The organism is Sorangium sp. So ce145 (genome assembly GCF_051525985.1).
In the GTDB taxonomy this organism is placed as follows: domain Bacteria; phylum Myxococcota_A; class Polyangia; order Polyangiales; family Polyangiaceae; genus Sorangium; species Sorangium cellulosum_B.
In genome coordinates, this window is the sequence record NZ_CP150315.1 from 11,617,796 (window position 1) to 11,638,183 (window position 20,388).

The window sequence follows — 20,388 nt, forward strand, 5'->3', positions numbered from 1 at the left end:
GCCGCGCTCCTGGAGAAGTGACGCCGCCGGCTCGCGCGATGGAGGCGGTCGAATGACCGACCGCCACGCCGCCGGCCCCATGAGCGCCGGCTCGCGCCACCCCACCACGCTCGGCAGGTACCGCCTGATCAAGAAGATCGGCATGGGCGGCATGGCCGAGATCTGGGTGGCCTCCGTCGCGGGCATCTCGGGCGTGAGGAAGATCTGCGTGGTCAAGCGCATCCTCCCGCACCTCGTCGACAGCCCCGAGTTCGTGCGGATGTTCCTCGACGAGGCGCGCATCGCCGCCACCCTCGACCACCCCAACCTCGTCCAGATGTACGACATCGAGGACGTCGACGGCGTGCCGGTCATCGCGATGGAGTACCTCCACGGCGAGGATCTCAGGACCGTCCGGAAGTCGCTCCGGTCGGCGAACCGGCGGATGCCGATCGAGCACGCGATCACCATCGCGGCGGGCGTCGCGGCGGGGCTCCACTACGCGCACGAGAAGGTCGGCTTCGACGGCAAGCCGCTCGACATCGTCCACCGCGACGTGTCCCCGCACAACGTCATCGTCACCTACGACGGGGCCGTGAAGATCCTCGACTTCGGGATCGCGAAGGCGGCGAACCGCGTCAACGAGACGCGCGACGGCGCGCTCAAGGGCAAGGTCCCGTACATGTCGCCCGAGCAGTGCACGAGCGAGCACCTCGATCGCCGGAGCGACATCTACTCGGTCGGCCTCCTGCTCTACGAGATGTCGACGGGGAGCCGGATGTTCCGGCGCGGCGCCACCGAGTTCGAGCTGATGCGGGCGATCGTCGAGGACCCGGTGATGCCGCCGAGCGAGGTCTGCTCCGACTACCCGCCAAGGCTGGAGCGCATCCTGCTCAAGTGCCTGGAGCGGGATCGGGAGAAGCGGTACGCGACCGCGAGGGATCTCCAGATCGACCTCGAGGCGTTCGCCCGGGAGGAGCGGCTCGCCACCTCGGCCCTCGCGCTGTCGTCGTTCATGTCGGAGCTGTTCGGCCAGCGCGTGGAGGCGTGGCGGGGCGCGCTCGCCTCGGGGGCGGACCTCGAATCGCACATCGTCAAGAAGGAGGAATCGATACAGAACGAGGACTCCTTCGCGGGCGCGCTCGACGCCGTGGGCGCGGAGCCGCAGGCCGCCGAGACCGGCCGCCCCGGCGCGGTCGCCACGAAGCTGTCCGCGCCGCTCTTCGCGGCGTCGCGGCCCGACGCCGCGGCGGATCTGGACACGCCGCCGCGCTCCAGGAGGCTCCCCGCGCTGTCGCTCGTGGACGCCGGCGCCGGCGTGGAGGGCGCGGAGCCCGAGGGGGCGCACGGGCACGGGCCGCGGGCCCTCACGGTGACCAAGCGGAGGCTGGGCAGCCTGCTGATCGTCTCGCTGTCGGGGCGGATGACCGAGGAGCTCCAGGGCCTCGCGGTCGCGCGCGGCATCTCCGGCCGCGTGCTCTTCGATCTGGGCGGGGTGCAGCGGGTCACGTCGTTCGGCGTGCGCGAGTGGATGGCGATGCTGGCCGAGGTGTCGCGGAGCGCGTCCGAGATCTACATCGGCCGCTGCACCGAGCCGATCGTGAACCAGATCAGCATGATCCGCCGCTTCTTCGGGGACGGGCGCGTCGTGTCGTTCTACGGCCCGTACCGGTGCGAGCGCTGCGGCGCCGCCTTCGATCGGCTGTTCGACTGCGACAGGGACGCGCACCTCGTCAGGACGCACGAGCCGCCCGCGAGCCCCTGCCCGCGCTGCGGCGCGGCGGCGGTGTTCGACGACGACGCCGAGAGCTACTTCGCGTTCGCGGCGGTCCACGCGGGGATCGATCTGCCGGAGGACGTGCGGGCCGCGCTCGACGAGCTCGCGCGGCTCGACGCGGGGACCCGCGAGGCGATCGAGAAGACGGTGGACGAGCGCGGGACGCGCCTCCTCGTGCGCTGCAAGCTCGACGCGCACGTGCGGTGGAAGCGCGCGCTCGACGGGATCGAGGGGGCGCTGGTGCTCGATCTCGCGGGCGCGGCGGGGGTGACGTCCGAGGGCGCGAGGGCGCTCGCGCTCTCGCTCCGCGCGCTGGGCGGCGAGGTGACGTCGATCCAGATCGAGGGCTGTCCCGTGGTGCTGCTCGAGCACCTCGCCTCCGAGAGCCCCCCGCTGCGAGCGGAGGTGGTCTCGGCGATCGTCGAGGGCACCTGCGAGCGGTGCAACGCGCCCCGGCAGACGCTGCTCGACGTGAAGGAGGCCGCGCACGCCGCCCGCGAGGACCGGGAGCCGTACGTGCCGTGCAAGCGGTGCAACGCGCCGCTCGCGTTCCCGTGGCTCCGGCCGGCGCTGAGGCGCCTCGGCGCCGCGCCGGAGCCGGCGCCCACGCTCGCCGGGGCGTCCGAGCCGGCGACGAAGCGCTCTGCCGCGGGGGCGCACGTGACGACGGCGGAGGCGGGCGCAGGGGCAGGGGCGCCCGCGGGCGCAGCGGCGCCGGCAGGGGCAGGCGCGGGCGCGGGGGCAGGCGCGGGCGCAGCGGCGCCGGCGGGGGCGTCTCCGCCGGCCGCGGCCGTCTCGGCGGCCGGTGGCTCCAGCTCGCGCGGGGTGCTCGCGGCGTTCGCAGCGGGAGCGCTGCTCGTCCTCGCCGTGGCCTTCGCCTACCAGGGCCGGGGACGCCCGCGCACCGCCGCCAGGGCGGACCCGCCGCCCGCGCCGAACTCGGGGTGGCGCGCGGCGCCGCCGGCCGAGGAGAGCGCTCCGTGGATGGACAGGCCGTTCACCGCCGAGGGCGACGCGATCTTCGTGGTCGGCGAGGGCTCCGGCGCCAGCCGAGAGGCGGCGCTCGCGGTCGCGCGCGCCGACGCGATCTCCCGGCTCGCGAGCAACGTCCTGCCGGCGCTCGCGGGGTCGCAGGCGTACGCCTTCATCCAGGCGCACGGCGGCGGCGCGCGCCGCGCCGGCTCGGCGGAGGCCGAGGCGAGCCGCTACCTGAAGCAGGTCGGCGCGTTCGCCACCCCGGAGCGCGTCGACGCGCGCTTCCAGGAGCGCGGCGGCGCGGTGGCGGCCGTCGCGCGCTACCGCATGCGCAAGGAGAGCTTCGACGCGGCCGTGCAGAGCTACCGGAGGACGGTCAGCGCGCTCGGGCTGACCGCGGCGCCCCTCTTCCCGCTGCTCGAAGGCGCGCTGAAGACGAGCGGAGACGCCGTCGTGGTCGCCGTGGAAGACCGCGGCCCCGCCGCGGCCGCGGGCGTCCGCGTCGGCGACGCCGTGGTCGCGATCAACGGCCGGCCGCTCGTCAGCTTTGAAGCGATGCGTCATGCGCTGCCGAGCGCGCAGGAGGGCGCCACCCTCGAGCTCACGCTCGAGTCGGGCGGCGCGCGGCGGACGATCGCGATCAAGAGGCCGACCGGGGCGCGGGAAGGGGGCTGAGCCAGGGCGGGCCGCGCCGCCGTGGTGCGCTCCCGCGAGCGGCGCGGGGCGCGGTGAGGGCGTCCGCGACATCGCGCCGCGCCGGCGCGCGAGCGCCGCGCCGGCCAGCGGAGGGGCAGAGGAGCGTCGCTTCCTCGGCATCGGCTGTCCGGCCGGCGATCGGCTGCGCTATGCTGGCTGCCGCGGCGCGGCGCTCTCGGTCGGAGGTTTCGAACATGCGCGGCCTGGAAGAGATCGAAGGGCTGGAGGCCGGAACCCTGATCGCCGGCAAGTACCGCGTGGACCGGCTGCTCGACAAGGGCGCGATGGGCGCCGTCGTCGCCGCGACCCACGTCGATCTCGACGAGCTCCGGGCGATCAAGGTGCTGCTGCCGGCGACCGCGGCCGATCCGGAGATGTGCGGGCGCTTCCTGCAGGAGGCGCGGATCGCGTCGCGGCTCAGGAGCGAGCACGCGGTCAAGGTGCACGACGTCGGGCGGCTCGAGAGCGGGCTGCCGTACATGGTGATGGAGTTCCTCGACGGCCGCGATCTCCGGGTCATCCGCAAGCAGCGGGGCCCGCTGCCGGTCGACGAGGCGACGCTCTACGTCATCCAGGCGTGCGACGCGCTCGCGGAGGCGCACGCGCTCGGGCTTGTGCACCGCGACGTGAAGCCGGCCAACCTCTTCCTGACGCACACGCGCGAGGGGACGCCGTGCATCAAGGTGCTCGACTTCGGCGTCTCCAAGGTGTCGCAGGCGGCGCTCCTCGGCGTCGCCGAGATGCGGACGAGCACGGGCCAGATGCTGGGGACGCCCCACTACATGCCCCCCGAGCAGATGCGCGGGCAGCGCGACGTCGACGCGCGCGCGGACATCTGGGCGGTCGGGTCGCTCCTCTACGTGCTGCTCACCGGCCGGTATCCCATGCACGCGCGCTCCGTCCAGACGGTCTCGCTCGTGCTCGGGGGCAAGTTCGTGCCGGAGCTGCCGTCGAAGGTCTGCCGCGGGCTCTCGCCGGACATCGATCCGATCATCATGCGGTGCCTCGAGCGGGATCGCGACAAGCGCTGGCCCGACCTGGCGGAGCTCACGCTGGCGCTCCGCCCGTTCGCGCCGCCCGCGGCGCAGCCGCTCGTCGACCGCATCCAGCGCATCCTGCGCGGGGGCCTGCGCGACTCGCTGTCCGGGGTGCGCCTCGGCATGGACGGCGTCGACGCGGGGGAGCGCGGCTCGATCCCCACCACCATGGGCTCCGGCCCATCCACCGGCGGCATGGCGATCGAGATTCGCCCGGAGCTGCCACCTCCCGTGTTCCCCGCGGCTCCTGAGGTGGCGGATCCGGTGGAGCGGAGCGAGGCCGTCACGGTCTCGGACCGCTCGCGCGCCCGGGAAGAGACCGGCCTGGTGGAGCGGAGCGAGGCGGCGACGGTCTCGGACCGGTCGCGCGCCCCTGCGGAGGCGGATCCGGTGGAGCGGAGCGAGGCCGTCACGGTCTCGGAGCGCCCGCGCGCCCGGGCGGAGGCCAGCCCTGCGGAGCGGAGCGAGGCGGCGACGGTCTCGGACCGGTCGCGTGCCCCTGCGGAGGCGGATCCGGTGGAGCGGAGCGAGGCCGCCGCGGTCCCGGGCCACGCGGGCGTCCGGGCGGAGGCCAGCCCTGCGGAGCCGAGCGAGGCGGCGACCGGCTCGGACCGGCCGCAGCCCCGGGTGGAAGCCGGCCGCGTCGGGCTCGGCGCGGCCGGCCCGGCTCCGGAGAGGGCGCGCGTCGAGGAGGACGCCGACGAGACGACGCTCGCGGACACGCTCCGGCGGCTGCGCTCGCCCGTCAGGGCGAGCTTCGTCCTGGCGGCGGTGGCGGCGGCGATCGTCGTCGCGCTGCTGGCCAGCGGAACGCGGCCCGAGGAGCGGCCGCCGGGCTCCAGCGCTTCCGGGCCCCTCGCGGGCGCCACGTTGGACGAGGCGCGCCGCGCCGGCGAGGAGCCCAAAGCCGAGCCCGCCGGTCAGGTCGTCCCGGCGGCCGCGGCGTCTTCCGCGCCCCGGCCGCGTTCGTCCGAGCCGGCGGCGGGCATCGAGCGCGAGGCGCTTCGAGAGCAGATCCGGCGCACGGAGCAGGAGCCCGGGCGCCCCACGGCTGCGCCGGGGCTCCCCGCGAGCGGGAGCCTCCCGAGCCCGGGCTCGCCCCCGGGGGGAAAGGGCGTGCCGGTCAGCGCTCCGCCCCGGTGACACCGGAGACGGAGACTCCCGCCCTGCGGGTGCTCGGGGAGAGGCCCTCTCGGGACAGGCGGTGAGGTGGAGTCGACGTGTCGTGAGCGCGGAGCGGCGGGCCGCGCCGCGCGCGCGTCACTTGCCCTGCGAGATGACGCCGCAGCCGATGCGGCCGCCGGCGTTGCCGGCGGGCTGGCCGCCGTCATCCGCCTTTTCGTGGACGATGATGGCGCGGCCGAGGAAGGTGTTCGGAGCGCCCTCCTTGAGATTCGCGCCCTTGGCGATGATCTCATGGGTGCCGGTCCCATCGGCCTTGACCTCGATATTGCCGAGATCGCCGAGGTGGCGAGCCGCGGCGTCGGGGAGGCCGTGCGGGTGGTTCTCGGGGTTGTAGTGCGCGCCCGCGCTCTTCGCGTCCGGCGCGCTGCAATCGCCGGTCTCGTGCACGTGGACGGCGATCTTGCCCTTGGGAGCGCCCGAGACCTGGACGGCGACCTTCACGCCGCCCTCGACCTCGGTGAAGGTCGCCGTGCCCTTGAGCTTCGACTTGCTCCGCGCCTCGATGGGCACGGAAACGCTCACCGGCGGCGCAGGCGGCGCAGCGGCCTCCGGCGCCGCGGCGCCCGCCGGCGGGCTGGCCTCGGGCGCAGCGGCCTCCGGCGCCGCGGGCGTCTCCGGCGCAGGCTGCGCGGGCTGAGCGGGGACGTCGGGGACCGCAGGGGCCGGCTCGGGCGCGCCGCCACAAGCGGTGGCGCCCAGGACGAACGAGGCAAGCAGCGAGAGACGATAGGCCTGTTTCATCACAGCGGAGACCTCCAGGTTCGTGAAGCGTTGGACCTCCGCCGTCTCGTAGAGCGGTCCTGGCGAGCGATCAATCGGCGAACCCGACATTCGTCAGGCGCGCCGGCGCGCGGCCTGCGCCCCTCGCGCCGGCCGGCGCCGCGGGCAGCGCGCGCCCGACCCCTGGAAAGGGATCGGCGAGGCGCGGAGTCCGCCGCCGCGCCTCGCCGAGCTCAGCGGCGCGCGCTCACTGCGCGGGCGGGCAGCCGATGGGCGCGGTGCCGATCACGACGTCATCGATCCACATCGAGCGGGCGGAGTCCGCCTGATAGGACTCCCAGCCGAGGGCGATGCTGTCGAACGCGGGCGCCTTCCACGTGTAGTTCGCCTCGTTGTTGGCGCAGCCCTGGCCCGTCCCGGACACCTTGAGATCGGCCAGCTCCGTGCCATTGAGCCAGAAGCGCATCTCGTTCTTCGGCCCGTCGAAGCTGAACTCGACGCAGGTCCACGCGCCGGTCGGGACCACGGTCGTCTCCTCCGCGTGGTGCCAGCAATCCGTCTGCGGGCCGGTCTTCGGATCGCTCCAGTACCCGGGCGTATCGTAGTTCGCCATGAGCTGGCTGCCGGCCGCGGTCGGGTGCTGCCCGCCGTAGCGATACTGTGCCGCGTAGGGCATTCCCTCGAAATCGCTGCCAGGAATGGTCCCTGAACCGTCGATGATGGTCCAGTGCACATCCCCCGTCGGCGCAGCCTCGAGGAAGAACATCATGCGACCATGGATGACGTTCGCCTCGGTGGGCAGGGCGTCGGTGCCCGTGAACTTGATCATGGCCGACTTGTAGTTGTTGTCTCCCGTGCTCGCGGGCGTGGTCACCTTGATGGACTTGGCGCCGCTGTAATGCTTCGTCGTGTCGACCGACACGGTGGAGCCCGCCATGGCCGTGTAGACCGTCCACGCGCCCAGCTTCTCGCCGTTCTCGCCCTGGCCCTCGTACGACTCGAAGTCGTCGCAGAGCAGCGCCGCACAGGCCGGGCCGCCGCCGTCTCCCCCGCCCTCGCCGGCGCCGCCGCCGCCGGTCGCGCCGCCGCTGGTGGTGGTGGCGCCGCCGCCCTCGCCGGCGCCGCCGCCGCCGGTTGCGCCGCCGCTGGTGGCGCCGCCGCCCGTGCCGGTGGTCGAGGACGACGACGTCGTCGTGCCACCATCGTCATCCGAGCACGCAACCGCGCCCGCCGCAAAGGTCGCGAGCAGGCCAAGCAAAGTAACGCTAATTCGAAGATTCATGTTCGTTTCCATCCTCCGCGGCGACTATTGCACGAGGTCATCGCGTGGTTCAAGAACGAACGTTTTCGGCAGATCGCACGATCCAGGCGCTCGAACTCGAATGGCCCGGCGGTGCGGGGCAACACGAAAATGCCCGGGAGCAGCCTTGAACAGCCAGCCTATCGGGCCGGGAGCGAGCGTGAGCGCTCAACCGCCGTTCGCCCCGCTCCCCTCCGCGCCCGAAAGCATCGCCTCCGGCGAGATCGCATAGAGCCTCTCTTCTCCCTGCTTTCCCCGGATCCGCACCAGCGCCGGCATCGCTTCTCCCGGGCTCCCGGCCGCGGTGAACGTCGCCTCATCCATCAGCAGGCCGCCGGCCTTCGCCTGCGCCTGAATCCGAAACGCGGTGTTCACACGATCGCCGATGATGGTGAACTCCCGCCTGCCGCTCGACCCGATGCTCGCCAGCAGGACGGGCCCTGTCGAGAGCCCGAGCCGCGTCGGGAAGGCGGGCCGGCCCCGCGAGCGCTGGTGTTCGTTGAAGGCCGCGATGCTCCGCTGGATCCGCTGCGCCGCCGCGAGCGCGTCGCTCGCGCCCCGGAAGAACGCGAGCATGCCGTCGCCAACGTACTTGTCGACCTCGCCCGCGTGGTCGTAGACGATCTGCGCCACCGTGGCCATGTAGAGGCTGAGATCCGCGATCAGCGGCCCGGGCTCCTCGCTCTCCGAGAGCCGCACGAACTCCTCGATGTCGCTGACCAGCACCGTCAGCACCTCGCGCGCCGGCGGGCTCGGCCGGTTCGACGACACGCTCTCCTCGATGCTCTCCCACGCCCGGTCGGACAGGTAACCGCGCAGCGCCGCCTGCATCTGGCGCACCTGCGCGTAGCGCTCCTCGAGCTCCCTCCGCTGCCGCTCGAGCTCCCGGCGCTGCCGGTGCAAGAGCAGCTGCGTCCCGACCCTGGCCAGCACCTCGCGCAGCTCGAACGGCTTCGTGACGTAATCGACGCCGCCCGCGTCGAACGCCATCACCTTGTCGCCGATGCCGGTCATCGCGCTCAGGAAGATGACCGGGATGTCCGCCGTCGCGGGATCCCCCTTGAGCCGGCGGCACACCTCGTAGCCGTCCATGTGGGGCATGCTCACGTCGAGCAGGATGAGGTCCGGAGGCGCCGCCGCGGCCGACATCAGCGCCATCGCGCCGCTGATCGCCGCCCGGACCTCGTAGCCCTGCGCCGTCAGCATCGAGGTCAGGAGCGACAGGTTCGCCGGCATGTCGTCCACGATCAGGATGCTCGGGGGCTCTTCCCTGGGGCGCTCCGGCCGCGCGCCCGGGGCCGCCCCGCGGGGGGCTGGCTTTGCGTCGGTGTCCGTCATGACGGCTCCTCCTCGTCGGCGCTCGATAGCGCCAAGATGCTGTCGAAGCGATATCCCCGCGCGAGCTCGGCCACGGCCCCCGCGAGGTCCGCGTCCTCCGGCCGGAACCGATCGAGCGTCGCCTGGACGGCCTTCGCGTCGAGCCGCGTCGCCGCCCGCCGGAGGTCCTTGCGGAGCGCGGCGGGCAGCCCGGCCGCCGCCCGGGCGAGGTCGACGGCCGGCGCCCCCTGGGCGGCGCCGGGCTCGGCGGCGCGCTCCTCGTACTCGAAGCGGGCCCCGAGGTGCTTCGTCAGGAGGCCGAGGATGTCCGCGTCGCGGAACGGCTTGCTCACGAAGTCGTCGCACCCCGCCTCCGCCGCGAGCGCCCGGTTCTGCTCGAACGCGCTCGCGGTCATCGCCACGACGACCGTCTCGTGCCCCCGCGCGCTCGCCTTGATGCGGCTCGCCGCCTCGTAGCCGTCGAGCAGCGGCATGCGGAGATCGAGCAGGACGAGGTGCGGCGCCCACGTCTCCCACTGCGCCACGGCGCCGAGCCCGTTGGTCGCGCTGCGCGCCTCGACGCCCACCGAGTCGAGCAGCTTGAGCAGGCAGTGGCGCACGTCCCACCGGTCGTCGACCACGAGCACGCGGTACCTCGGCTGGCCCGGCGAGAGCCCGACGGCCCGGAGCGCCGCCGGAGCGCGCGCCGCGCCGCCGGCGCGGGCGTCGGGCGCGTCGGCCAGCGACAGGCGCACGTCGAAGCGGAGCGTCGTCCCGCGGCCGATCTGGCTCTCCACCCGGATGTCGCCCCCCATCATCCGCACGATGCGCCGGCTGATGTGCAGGCCGAGGCCCGTGCCCTCGCGCGACTGCCGCCCGGTCGCGGTCTGCGCGAACGCCTCGAAGAGCTCCGCGAGCTCGGCCTTGGCCATGCCCCGGCCGGTGTCCGTCACCTCGAACGACACCCGCACCCGCCCCGCCGCCGCGCCGTCGTGCGCGCCTGTCGCGCGCCGCGCCGAGGCGCGCAGCGTGACCGACCCGCGCGGCGTGAACTTCAGCGCGTTGCCGAGCAGGTTGATCAGCACCTGCCGCAGCTTCCCCTCGTCGCCGTGGACGTGCCGCGGCACGTCCTGCGCTCGCTCGACCGTGAGCGTGAGGCCCCGCTTCTGGGCGTCGACAGCGAACATCTCCGAGAGCCCCGAGAGCGTGTCGTGGAGGTCGAACTCGGCGTCGACGAGCGTCATGCGGCCGGCCTCGATCTTCGCCATCTCGAGGATGTCGTTGACGAGGCCGAGCAGGTGCTCGCCGCTCTTGCAGATGACCGCGAGGTTCTCGCGGTGCCGGTCGGCGAGCGAGGGGTCGCGCTCCACGAGCTGCGCGAAGCCGAGGATCGAGTTGAGCGGGGTCCTGAGCTCGTGGCTCATGTTGGCGAGGAAGGCGCTCTTCGACCGGCTCGCGGTCACGGCCTCGTCCCTCGCCCTGCGCGCCTCCTCCTCGGCCCGCCGCGCCTCGGCGAGCTCCTCGACAAGGCGCAGCTCCGCGGCGCGGCTCACCGCGAGCTCCTGCGCCTTCCGCTCGAGCTCGAGCTCGCGGGCGTGGAGCCGCCGGCGGAGCGCCCAGAGGGCGACCAGAAGGAGCGTCCCGACGACCACGGAGGCGGAGATCCCGACGAGCTGCATTCGATGTGCCCCACCCGCCTCCTGCGCGGCGGGAAAGACCGGAGCGCCGATCCCGCCGGAAGGCACCGATCAGGTTACAGGAGTTCGGGGCAGCCCGTGGGGGCCCGATCGGCCGCGCCGCGCGGCTTTGGGCGGCGGAGCGGCGCGCTCGTCAGGCAGACCACGGAATCGACGGAGCCGCGCCGCGGCAGCGCGACGCGGCGGTCGGTTCTCCCCGGCGCGTTCACGCGCTGCTTCCCAGCGCGGGTTCACGCGCTAGGGCGCGCCGCCGTCCGGCTTCGCTCGTCGCGGGGGTGTGACAACCTCATCGGTCGGCGGTGGGCCGGCGTCTCCGCGCGGCGGTGGGCCGGCGTCTCCGCGCGGCGGCGGGCCGGCGTCTCCGCGCGGCGGTGGGCCGGCGTCTCCGCGCGGCGGCGCGTCGCTGTCTGCCTGGGCGGGCGGCAGCCTGGGCGCGGGCGCGGGCTGGCGGAGGCCGCGCAGCGAGGCGAGCCGATCGACGAGGACGCCGGCCTCCTCGGCCGACAGCTTGACGCGCGCGTGGAGCGCCTTGCCCTCGGCCGCGATCGCGATGCGCTCGAGCACGGCGCCGAAGCCGACGAGCCGCGTCGCGAAGTCCGCCGCGCGCGCGTCTCGCGCCGCGCGCAGCTCCGCGCCGAGCGCGGCGCAGGGGGCCTCCGCGTCGCAGAGGACGGCGGCGTGGACGGCGATCTCCGGGCCGAGCGCGACGCTGGCGCCGCCGGAGAGCAGGGACGCCGCGGGCGATCGGCTGGAGCCGCTCAGCGCGAGCTCGCGCCCGATCTCGGCGCGCTGCTCGGGCGTGAGCACCACCGTGACGCGCGCCGCCCCCTCGCCCACGGCGCGGGCGATGTCGTCGTGCGCGGCGCTCGCGCCGACGTTCCCGCCGCGGCCTTCGGCGGCGTCGATCATGGCGCGCAGGTACGCGCCCCCGCCGAGCAGGATCGGCCCCCCGGGGCGCACGGCGATCTCGCCGTGGCCCTCGGCGCTCGAGTCCCGCACCGCGCGGAAGCTGCCGATCCCGGAGACGACCGGCCGCCCGCCGCGGGCCTCGATGACCTTGGAGGCGCACGCGAGCAGCGCCTCGTCCTGCACGGCGCCGGCCGCGACCAGCCCGAAGTCGCCGCCCTCGCCCGCCGCCGGGATGGCGATCGCGACCTCGGTCAACGCGGCCACCGGGTCGAAGCCGCACACGTCGCGCACCTTGCCGAGCCCGGGGATCTCGCGCTCCTCGCGCAGGAACGAGGCGAACGCGGGAGAGGCGCGCAGGGCCGGGAGATCGAGCGTCGCGACGAGCATCGCGCCGGCGGGCACGGCGTCGAGCGCGCGCGGCGCGGCGGCGGGGGGGCTCTCCCGCCGGCGGCCGAGGAGCCAGGCGACGCCGCCGCCGAGCAGGACCCCGACGAGCAGGAGGACGAGGCCGTCTCTGGTCCGCGGCTGCACGCGCGACCCGTTAGCACACGGCCGCGGCGGACGCCCCGGCGGGCGCGCCCCGCGCGCCCCGGCGGGGCGGAGGACGGCGCTGCGCCCGGGCGCGCCCGTGCGCGGCGGCTACACGCCCTTGCGCGGCGGCTACACGCCCTTGCGCGGCGGCTACACGCCCTTGCGCGGCGGCGACCAGCGCGTCCCGCGGACGAGATCGAACACGGGCACGGTCACGTTGAAATTCCAGCGCTTCATGAGCCGGGGATCATGGTGCCTGCGGTGGTGCTCGCGGAGCCGCGCGAGCCCCGGGATCCGGTACACCGGGCCGTCCGGCGGCAGGTGATACGCGAGGTGCAGCCACTCGTAGCCGACGAAGAACGCCATCGCCGTCGCGAGGCCGAGCAGCGCCGCGTCCGGCGAGAACAGCGCGCCCGCCGCCGCGGCGAGCGGCAGCAGCAGGGCGAGGACCAGGAGCGCCGAGGCCGGCGGCGTCAGCACCAGCCAGAGCTCGCGGGCGCTCCGCAGCGCCATGTCGTCGGCGGTGAAGGCGAGGTGGTGCTCGCGCTCGTGCCGCTCGCACAGCGCGCCGAGCAGCGGCGCCCGCCGGTGCAGCACCGACCTGTGCGCCCACCACTCGAAGGCGAAGCCGAGCAGCAGCGTCGCCGGCACCGCGACGAGCTCGACGGCATCGACGGCGTCGAGGAGGCGCACCGCCGCCGCGAGCACGATCGCGCCGAGCAGCGTGGGCGCCGCGAGGTGGAGCGCCGGGCGGTACCCGCGCGGGATCCGCGCCGCGATCTCCGCGCGCCGCCGCGACCGCGGCGAGGCCGGCTCGTTCACGAGCATCGGAAACTATGAATTCCAAAAAAACAGAACGCAAGCGCGGGCGAGGCCGCCGGCGAGGGGGCGCGCTCAGCTTTCCTGGCGCTCTTCCTTGTGTCCCGCGTGTTCCGCGTGCTCCGCCCGTTCCGCGCCGTCCCCGGGCGCGCCGCCGTCCGTCGCGGGCGCGTCCCGCTCGAACAGCCCGCCGATCGCCTCGCCGATGCGGCCGATCTTCGCGGCGAGCAGCACGACGATGAGCAGGAAGGCCGTCAGGGCGATCTCGTTGTGGGAAGCGCCGAGCACCATGCACCGACGTTTACCACGCGGCGCACACAGCGGGGGCGACGCGCGGCGACGCCGACCTCGCGCTCGCGTCGCGGAGGTGATGTCGGCCGGGCGCCCCCAGCGCGGCAGGGGTGGAGACCTCGCCGCTCCGGCGGGGCGGTCGTGGAGGGAGCTGCGCTGCGCGGCGGGAACGCGAGCGGGCCGCGATCGCGTTTGACAGCCCGCCGACGACCGTCGAGAGTCCAGTCGATGCGGGCCCCTGGGCGCTGCTCCGCCGGGCCGCCGCCACGAGATGACCGCCGTGTCCGAGCCCCGCGACGACTACGAAGCAGTGCAGGCGCGCCCGCGCGAAGGCGCCATCCTGCTGGCCGACGCGTCCGCGGACGGGGAGGCGATCGGCGCGGCGCTGCGGGGCCGGGGCTTCGAGGTGATCGCGGCGCCGATCGCCGAGCTCGACGCGCGCCTCGCGAGCGACGCGCCGCGCGTCGTGATCGTCGACATCGACGAGCCCGGCGCGATCGAGGCGCTCGAGCGCCTCTACCTGCGGCCGGGCGGCGTCGCCGCGTCCGTGCTCCTCGTGGGGGATCCGGTCCGCTCGGCGGAGCTCGATCCCCAGCTGTTCGGGCAGGTGTTCGAGCGCCCGGTCGATACCGCCGAGCTCGCCGCGCACGTGAGCGCTGTCGCCGAGCCCGGGCGGTTCCGCGGGGAGCACGCCGTCGAGGCGCGCCTCGCGGCCGGCCTGCCGGGGCCGCTCGACAACGACGTCCCGTCGAACCCCGACTTCTCGAGCGATCTCGACCCGCTCGACGTCGGCTCGGTGCTGCCGCCCCCGGAGGAGGACGGCGACGAGGTCGGCCCGCGGCTCCTGCCGGCGCGGATCAGCCCGGAGCTCGAGGAGATCCTCGTCGCCGCCGAGCAGCGGGTCACGGCGAAGGCGCACCCGTCGAGCATCCCGGCGGCCGAGGAGGAGGTCGACCTGATGCTGTCGCCGGAGCTGCTCTCCGCCCTCGACGAGCCCCTGGATCCGGAGGAGGACGAGCCGCGGACGGGCGCGAGCGCGGCCGTCGCCCCGGTGCCGACCGGGTCGCCTTCGCAGCCGAGGACGAGCGAAGGCCCGTACGGCGTCGCGCCCGCTCCGCAGCCGGCGGCCACCCGCGCCGAGCACACAGGGCCCGGCGACTCCCTCGTCGAGCTCGCGGAGCCGGGCGACGAGCACGAGGACGACCGCGACGCCGAGCCCGCGTTCGACGGGGCGCACGCGACGAAGCGCGCCGGCCCCGAGCTCGCGGCGCTCTCGCTCGACAGGGAGGCGCACCCGCACGGCAGGGAGGATCGCGATCTCGGCGGTCCCGCGCGCCGGAGCGGCGGCCGCGACGCCGCGCCGCCGACCCCGCGCGACGCGGGCCGGCCCCACGCCTTCGCGTCGCCGCCGCCGCGCCCCGAGCCCGCGTGGGATCGGTCGCCCTCGCCCGTGCCGCGAGAGGAGCCCGCGTGGGACCGCGCCGGCCCTGCGCGCGGCGGCGACGACGTCGACTGGGCGCGCGCTCCGTCGGGCCGCGTCGAGCCGAGCCTGCGCCAGCGCATCACCGAGCCGCCGCCCCGGTCGCGCGAGGCCCGCGACGCCCGCGCGCCTGGCTTTCCGCCGCCGCCGTCGCCTGGCGTCGCGTTCGTGTCGCCTCCCTCGGTCGAGGTGAGGACCGCGCTGTTGTCGCCGGTCGGGAGGGCCGAGCCCGAGCCGCCGCCCGTGCCGTCCCCGGCCCGCTCCGCCCCGGCGGGGCGCGCCGCGGCGCCTCCTGGCGGGCCCGTCCCGGCGAGCGCGGGCGCCGGCTCGCTCGGGCGCGGCCTCCTGGCGCCGAGCCCGCCTGCCGCGCCGAGCGCGGCCGCGTTCGGCCGGGGGCCCCTGCCAGCTCCGCCGTCCATGGCCATCTCCGGCGCGGCCCTGCGCGGGCCCGCGCCGCCTCCGCTGCCGCTCGTGCCGCCCGCGCCCGCCACGGTCACCGCGGCCGGGCTCGGCCGCGCCATGGCGCTCGAGCCGATCGACGAGGCGCCGAGCTCCGGCGGGGTGTCCTCGGCCACGGTGCTCGGCCCGGGCGACGCGCCGCGCGCGCTGGCCCGCGCGGTGGGCAGCCGCTCCTCCGGCGCCCTCGCGATCACGACCGAGGAGGGCGCGCGGCGCATCGTCCTGCACGAGGGCGATCTCGTCACCGCCGGCTCGAGCATCCCCGAGGAGACGCTGCTCGCCTTCCTGGTCGGGCGCGGCGACCTCGAGCGCGAGGTCGCCGCGCGGCTCGCGGGCAAGCTCCCCGCCTCGGGCCGGCACGCCGGCGCGGCGCTCATCGCGCACGGCCACCTCGGCCAGGACGACCTCTGGCCGGTGCTGCGCGCGCACGCCGAGTGGGTCATCGGCCACGTCGTGCTCGTCGAGGCCGGCACGTGCGACCTCGAGCCCGAGCCGCCGGGCCGCCTCAAGGCGGAGCCGAACGTCTTCGGCGGCGCCACCGGCGCCGAGGTCTTCGTCGAGACGATCCGCCGCGTGATCGCCCCCGAGGTCGCCCTGCGCCGCCTCGGCGGCCCGGGGGCGCGCCTGGACGACGGCGTCCGGCGCAACCTGCTCGGCGAGTGCGCGCTGCGGCGCGAGGAGGAGGAGCTCGTGCGCACCGCGCGCGGGCGCAGCGTCGGCGAGCTCGTGAGCGCGGCGGAGCCCGAGAACGCGAGCGTGCTCTACGCGCTCGTCTGCCTGGAGGTGCTCGACGTCCTCATCCCGCCGTCGATCACCGAGGCGCCGCCCCCGCCGGTGGAGGATCCGCTCGACGAGGAGGCGATCCGGCAGCGCGTCCGGGCGCGGCTCGCGCTGGTGGAGGACGGGGACTATTTCTCGATCCTCGGCATCCCGCGCGACGCGACGAACTACGAGATCCGCCGCGCGTACCTCGCGCTGAGGAAGGCCTTCGAGCCGTCCACCCTGCTCACCGCCGCGACCGTGGACCTGCTCGACGACGTGCGGCTCGTCATCGAGGTGCTCGACGAGGCCTACGAGATCCTGCGCGAGCCGCACCGGCGCGAGCGGTACCGGCGGGCGATCGAGGCGGGGCCGCCGTAGCGGGGAGCGGGGCAGCGCGCGCTCCGCAGGGCGCGCGGCGGGCACGGTTGATGAAGGCACGGCGCGGCTGTGCAATGCTCGCCCTCTCCCGGAGCGGCGGCGCCGCGCGCGGGCGAGCCGACGCGCTCGGGTCGATCGGCCGCGGCGGCGCTGATCGCCGCCCTCGCGCTCGCCCCGGGGTGCGTCCGCGAGGCGGCGAAGGAGGCGACCCACGGCACGCTCGAGGCGCTCGAGCGCGGCGCGCAGGACGGGGCCGGGCCCGCCGGAGGATCGGCCAAGGGCGCGCGCGAGCGCGAGAGGCCGCTCGTGGGGTCCATCGTCCACGACGCGGTCCGGGCCGGCGCGGCGGAGATCGGGCGGCAGGCCGAGGGTCTGGAGCCGGTCATCGCGCAGACGAGCGAGGCGGTCAGCAGCGCCGTTGTCGAGGGCGCCCTCCAGCACGACCGGGCGCTCGTCACCCTCGTCGAGCAGGGCACGGGCGCCGCGGCGAGGGCTGCGGCGCGCGAGGGGACGGCAGAGCTCATGGAGCAGCTCGCCGGGTGCCCCGCCGGCGACCCGGGCTGCTCGAGCGCCGCGATCGAGCGCGCGAGCCGCGCCGCCGCCACGGGCTTCGCGGACGGCCTGGGGAGGGCGATCCAGCCCTGGATCATCGGCCTCGCGTTCGGCGGGGGCTTCCTGCTCGCCGCGCTGCTCGCCGTCGCCGTCGCGGTCTTCGGGCGGCGGCACGAGCGCTCCGCCGCGCACTGAGCCGAGAGGTCCGCGCCTTGCAGGCGCCCGCACCGCAGGAGGCACCATGTCCAAGGCGAGCGAGTTCATCGAAGCCCTGCGTCGGATCGAGGAGAGCGGCGACATCGAGCCCATGGCGCGGCTGTTCGCGCCCGACGCCGAGCTCAGCAACCCGGCGATCTCGAGGCCGCTCCACGGCCCCGACGGCGCCCGCAACTTCTGGCGCAGCTACCGCCACGCGTTCGGCGAGGTGCGGTCCGAGTTCCGGTGCGTCGCCGAGTCGGACAATGCCTCGCTCCTCGAGTGGACGAGCCGCGGGACGCTGCCCAGCGGCGCCGAGTTCTCGTACGAGGGCGTGAGCGTCATCGAGCACCCGGCCGGCGCGATCGCGCGGTTCAAGGCGTACTTCGATCCGAGGTGCCTCGGGCTCCCGCTGAGGCACGCGGCGTAGCGCCGCGCTTCAGCTGGAGCACGCGGCGTAGCGCCGCGCTTCAGCTGGAGCACGCGGCGTAGCGCCGCGTGCCGGCCCGCGCGATCGCGTCCACGACGACCTCGCCCTGCTCGACGCCCACGAGCGCCGCCGACCCTTCCTCGAGCTGGCCGCGCAGGATGAGCTCCGCGAGCGGCGCCTCGACGAGGCGCGCGATCGTGCGCTTCATCGGCCGCGCGCCGAGCTCCGGGTCGAACCCCCCGGCGTCGAGCAGCGCGTCGATCGCCTCGGGCTCGACCTCGAGCTCCACGCCGCGCGCCTCGAGCTCGCGCTCCAGGCCGCCGAGCAGCCGCCGCGTGATCTCGGCGACGTCCGCCCGCGTGAGCGGCGCGAAGCAAAGGACCTCGTCGATGCGGTTGTAGAGCTCGGGCGGCAGCGCCGCGCGGGCCGCGGCGAGCATCGTCTCCCCGAGGCGCTCGGGCGACACGGCCGCGGAGGCGCGGGCGAAGCCCACGGAGCGCTCGGACCGGAGCGCGCCGGCCTCCGCCGCGCCGAGGTTCGAGGTCATCACGAGGACCGTGTTCGTGAAGTCCACCCGCCGGCCTCGGCCGTCGGTCAGGCGGCCCTCGTCGAAGACCTGGAGGAACGCCTCGAGCACGTCGCGGTGCGCCTTCTCGATCTCGTCGAGCAGCACCACCTGGTACGGCCTCCGCCGCACCGCCTCGGTGAGCTGGCCGCCCGCCTCGTGGCCGACGTAGCCGGGCGGCGCGCCGACGAGGCGCGCGACCGCGTGCGACTCCGCGTACTCGGAGAAGTCGAGCCGCGTCATCGCGTCGGGCGAGTGGAACAGCGCCTCGGCGATGGCCTTCGCCGTCTCCGTCTTGCCCACGCCGGTCGGCCCCAGCAGAAGGAACGACCCGATCGGGCGGCGCGCGCGCAGGCCGGCCGCGTTCCGGCGGAGCACCCGCGCGATGCGCGAAAGCGCCTCGGCGTGGCCGACGACCTTGTCGGCGAGCAGCGCCTCCAGCGAGAGCATCCGCTCGCGATCGGTCTCGAGCAGCCGCTCGACCGGCAGGTCGGCGAGCTCGGAGACCACCTCGGCGACCTCGGCGGGGCCCACCTGCCGCGCGGGCTGCGCGGGTTGCGCAGGTTGACGGAGCGCCGCGCGCGACGCGCGCGACGCCGACGACGCGCGCCGCCGCGTGCGCGCGCCCGCGAGGTCGAGGATCGAGAGCGCCTTGTCGGGCAGCGCGCGCCCGGGCAGGTAGCGCACGGACCAGGCGACGGCCGAGGCCAGCGCCTCGTCGGTGAACGCGAGCCCGTGGTGCGCGCCGAGCCCCACCGCGACGCTCTGGAGCAGCAGGAACGCCTCGTCCTCCTCGGGCTCGTCGATCTCGACGATCGTGAAGCGCCGCGCGAGCGCCGGGTCGACCTCGATGCTCTTCCTGTACTCCTCGGGCGTGGCGGTGCCGATCATCGTGAGCTCGCCGCGGGCGAGCGCGAGCTTGATCTCGGCCATCGCCTCGTCGAGCGCGCCGCTGCCGAAGAGCTCCGACAGGCCGTCGATGAACAGGATGACCCGCCCGCCCGCCTCGCGGACCTCGGACCGGAGCGCGGACAGGCGCTCGCTCAGCGCGCCGCGCGCGCCGGTGCCGGCGAGGAGCTCCGAGGGCACGAGCTCGACAACGACGCGCGGCTCCCGCTCGTCGAACGCGAGCCGGTGCGCCACGCCGCGCGCGACGGAGGTCTTGCCGACGCCCGCCGGGCCGAGGAGGCAGGGGTTGTTCGCGTGGCGCTTGGCCAGGACGTCGAGCGCCTGCTCGATCTCGTGCTCGCGGCCGACGATCGGCTCGAGCTCCCCCTGCACCGCCGCGAGCGAGAGGTTGTGCCCGAGCGAGGCGAGGGCCGGGAAGCGCGCGCGGTCGAGGGTGAAGCGCGCCGCGAGGGCGGCGCTCGCGGCGGCGCTCGTGGCGGTCGGCGGCGCGAGCGGCGGGAGCGGCCGCCCCGGCGCGGGCGCGGCGGGGGAGGCGGCGGAAGCGGGGGCAGGGGAGGCCGAGGACGCCGGGGAGGGGGTGGGCGTGAGGGCGATCGGCTCGGCGGCGGCCAGCGCGTCGGCCGGGGCCGCGGCGGGGCGGGGGCGCCCCGGCGGGAACAGCGGCGTCGGCGGAAACAGCGGCACCGTGACGCCCGGGCCGGCGCCCTTGGCGGGCCGCGACTCCGGCGCGCCGGCGCCCCTGGCGGGCCGCGGCTCCGGGACGGCGACGCCGGCGCCCCTGGCGGGCCGCGGCTCCGGGATGGCGACGCCGGCGCCCCTGGCGGGCCGCAGCTCCTGGGACGTGCGCGGCGCGCGCGGCGTGCGCGCCGGATCGGCGGCCTCGCCGCGGGCGCGGCGCGCCGTGGTCGCCGCGGCCGGTGCGGCCGGCGTCTCCGGCGCGCCGCCGTCCTGGAGCAGCCGCGCGGGCGTCCGCCGCGCCTGCACCACGCCGAGCGCGATCTGGAGCGCCGCGGTCCGCAGCCGCCCGAGGTCGACCCCCGACTGGGTGAGCGCGCGGTGCGCGGCCGAGCTGCGGTCGGACAGGAGCGCGAGCAGCAGGTGGAGCGCCGCGGGCTCCTTCGCGGTCGCTCGCTTCGCGACGTCGCGCGCGCCCCCCATCGCCCGGCCGATCGGATCGGGGCCCTCGTCGTCGACCGAGCGGGTCGCCTTGAGCAGGGCCTCGTCGTCGAGCCGCCGATCGCGGAGCAGATCCGCGGCGGGGCCTCCGCTCAGGGCGATGGCCGCGAGGAGGTGCACGCTCGACAGGCGCTCCTTGCGCTGGGCGGCGAGGTCCTGCGCGAGCTTGCGCAGCGTGACGAGCTCGGCGTGGGAGCGAGGGCTGGTCATCCTTGCAGAGGTCTCCGGGCTCGGGGTTCGCACGCCGGG

Annotated in this window: 13 protein-coding genes; 5 read left to right on the plus strand and 8 right to left on the minus strand. The window is 75.7% G+C overall.

Annotated elements, in window-relative coordinates; genetic code table 11:
- Positions 1–52 precede the first annotated feature (52 nt).
- Together WMF34_RS43175 and WMF34_RS43180 are read left to right on the plus strand one after the other, a co-directional pair.
- On the plus strand, positions 53–3,406 hold the full coding sequence (locus WMF34_RS43175) for a protein kinase domain-containing protein (protein WP_437991464.1): 3,354 nt from the start codon (positions 53–55) through the stop codon (positions 3,404–3,406).
- 215 nt (positions 3,407–3,621) lie between these two features.
- Positions 3,622–5,607: a protein kinase domain-containing protein gene (locus WMF34_RS43180; protein WP_437991465.1), complete on the plus strand. Its 1,986-nt coding sequence runs from the start codon at positions 3,622–3,624 to the stop codon at positions 5,605–5,607.
- 117 nt (positions 5,608–5,724) lie between these two features.
- Here the strand turns inward: WMF34_RS43180 and WMF34_RS43185 are convergent, their stop codons facing one another.
- From WMF34_RS43185 to WMF34_RS43215, 7 genes are all read right to left on the minus strand, one after another.
- Positions 5,725–6,390 carry a superoxide dismutase family protein gene (locus WMF34_RS43185; protein ID WP_012241040.1) on the minus strand — a complete coding sequence of 222 codons (666 nt, stop codon included), beginning with the start codon at positions 6,388–6,390 and terminating at the stop codon, positions 5,725–5,727.
- 226 nt (positions 6,391–6,616) lie between these two features.
- Complete coding sequence (locus WMF34_RS43190) at positions 6,617–7,651, minus strand: hypothetical protein (RefSeq protein ID WP_437991466.1); 1,035 nt, start codon at positions 7,649–7,651, stop codon at positions 6,617–6,619.
- Between the two features lie 186 nt (positions 7,652–7,837).
- Positions 7,838–9,007 carry a response regulator gene (locus tag WMF34_RS43195; protein ID WP_012241042.1) on the minus strand — a complete coding sequence of 390 codons (1,170 nt, stop codon included), beginning with the start codon at positions 9,005–9,007 and terminating at the stop codon, positions 7,838–7,840.
- Entirely contained in the window at positions 9,004–10,665 is a 1,662-nt protein-coding gene (locus WMF34_RS43200; RefSeq protein WP_437991467.1) for an ATP-binding protein, read from the minus strand. The genes WMF34_RS43195 and WMF34_RS43200 overlap by 4 nt, the downstream gene beginning before the upstream one ends.
- 255 nt (positions 10,666–10,920) lie before the next feature.
- A complete protein-coding gene (locus WMF34_RS43205) occupies positions 10,921–12,123 on the minus strand; it encodes a proline-rich domain-containing protein (protein ID WP_437991468.1) in 1,203 nt (400 codons plus the stop codon).
- Between the two features lie 150 nt (positions 12,124–12,273).
- Positions 12,274–12,951 (minus strand): sterol desaturase family protein, encoded by a 678-nt coding sequence (locus tag WMF34_RS43210; RefSeq protein WP_012241045.1) that lies wholly within the window; start codon positions 12,949–12,951, stop codon positions 12,274–12,276.
- Positions 12,952–13,017: 66 nt separating this feature from the next.
- Complete coding sequence (locus WMF34_RS43215) at positions 13,018–13,233, minus strand: hypothetical protein (protein WP_437991469.1); 216 nt, start codon at positions 13,231–13,233, stop codon at positions 13,018–13,020.
- Positions 13,234–13,513: 280 nt separating this feature from the next.
- Between WMF34_RS43215 and WMF34_RS43220 the strand changes: the two genes are divergently transcribed.
- From WMF34_RS43220 to WMF34_RS43230, 3 genes are all read left to right on the plus strand, one after another.
- The gene (locus WMF34_RS43220) at positions 13,514–16,312 is read left to right on the plus strand and encodes a DUF4388 domain-containing protein (RefSeq protein WP_437991470.1); all 2,799 of its coding nucleotides are present in this window, start codon (positions 13,514–13,516) and stop codon (positions 16,310–16,312) included.
- Between the two features lie 69 nt (positions 16,313–16,381).
- Positions 16,382–17,059 (plus strand): hypothetical protein, encoded by a 678-nt coding sequence (locus WMF34_RS43225; RefSeq protein ID WP_437991471.1) that lies wholly within the window; start codon positions 16,382–16,384, stop codon positions 17,057–17,059.
- A gap of 46 nt (positions 17,060–17,105) precedes the next feature.
- Positions 17,106–17,489, plus strand: a complete 384-nt coding sequence (locus tag WMF34_RS43230; RefSeq protein ID WP_437991472.1) for a nuclear transport factor 2 family protein — start codon at positions 17,106–17,108, stop codon at positions 17,487–17,489.
- 40 nt (positions 17,490–17,529) lie between these two features.
- On the opposite strand, the gene WMF34_RS43235 is transcribed toward WMF34_RS43230, so the two are convergent.
- Positions 17,530–20,349 carry an AAA family ATPase gene (locus WMF34_RS43235; RefSeq protein WP_437991473.1) on the minus strand — a complete coding sequence of 940 codons (2,820 nt, stop codon included), beginning with the start codon at positions 20,347–20,349 and terminating at the stop codon, positions 17,530–17,532.
- Between the last annotated feature and the right edge of the window lie 39 nt (positions 20,350–20,388).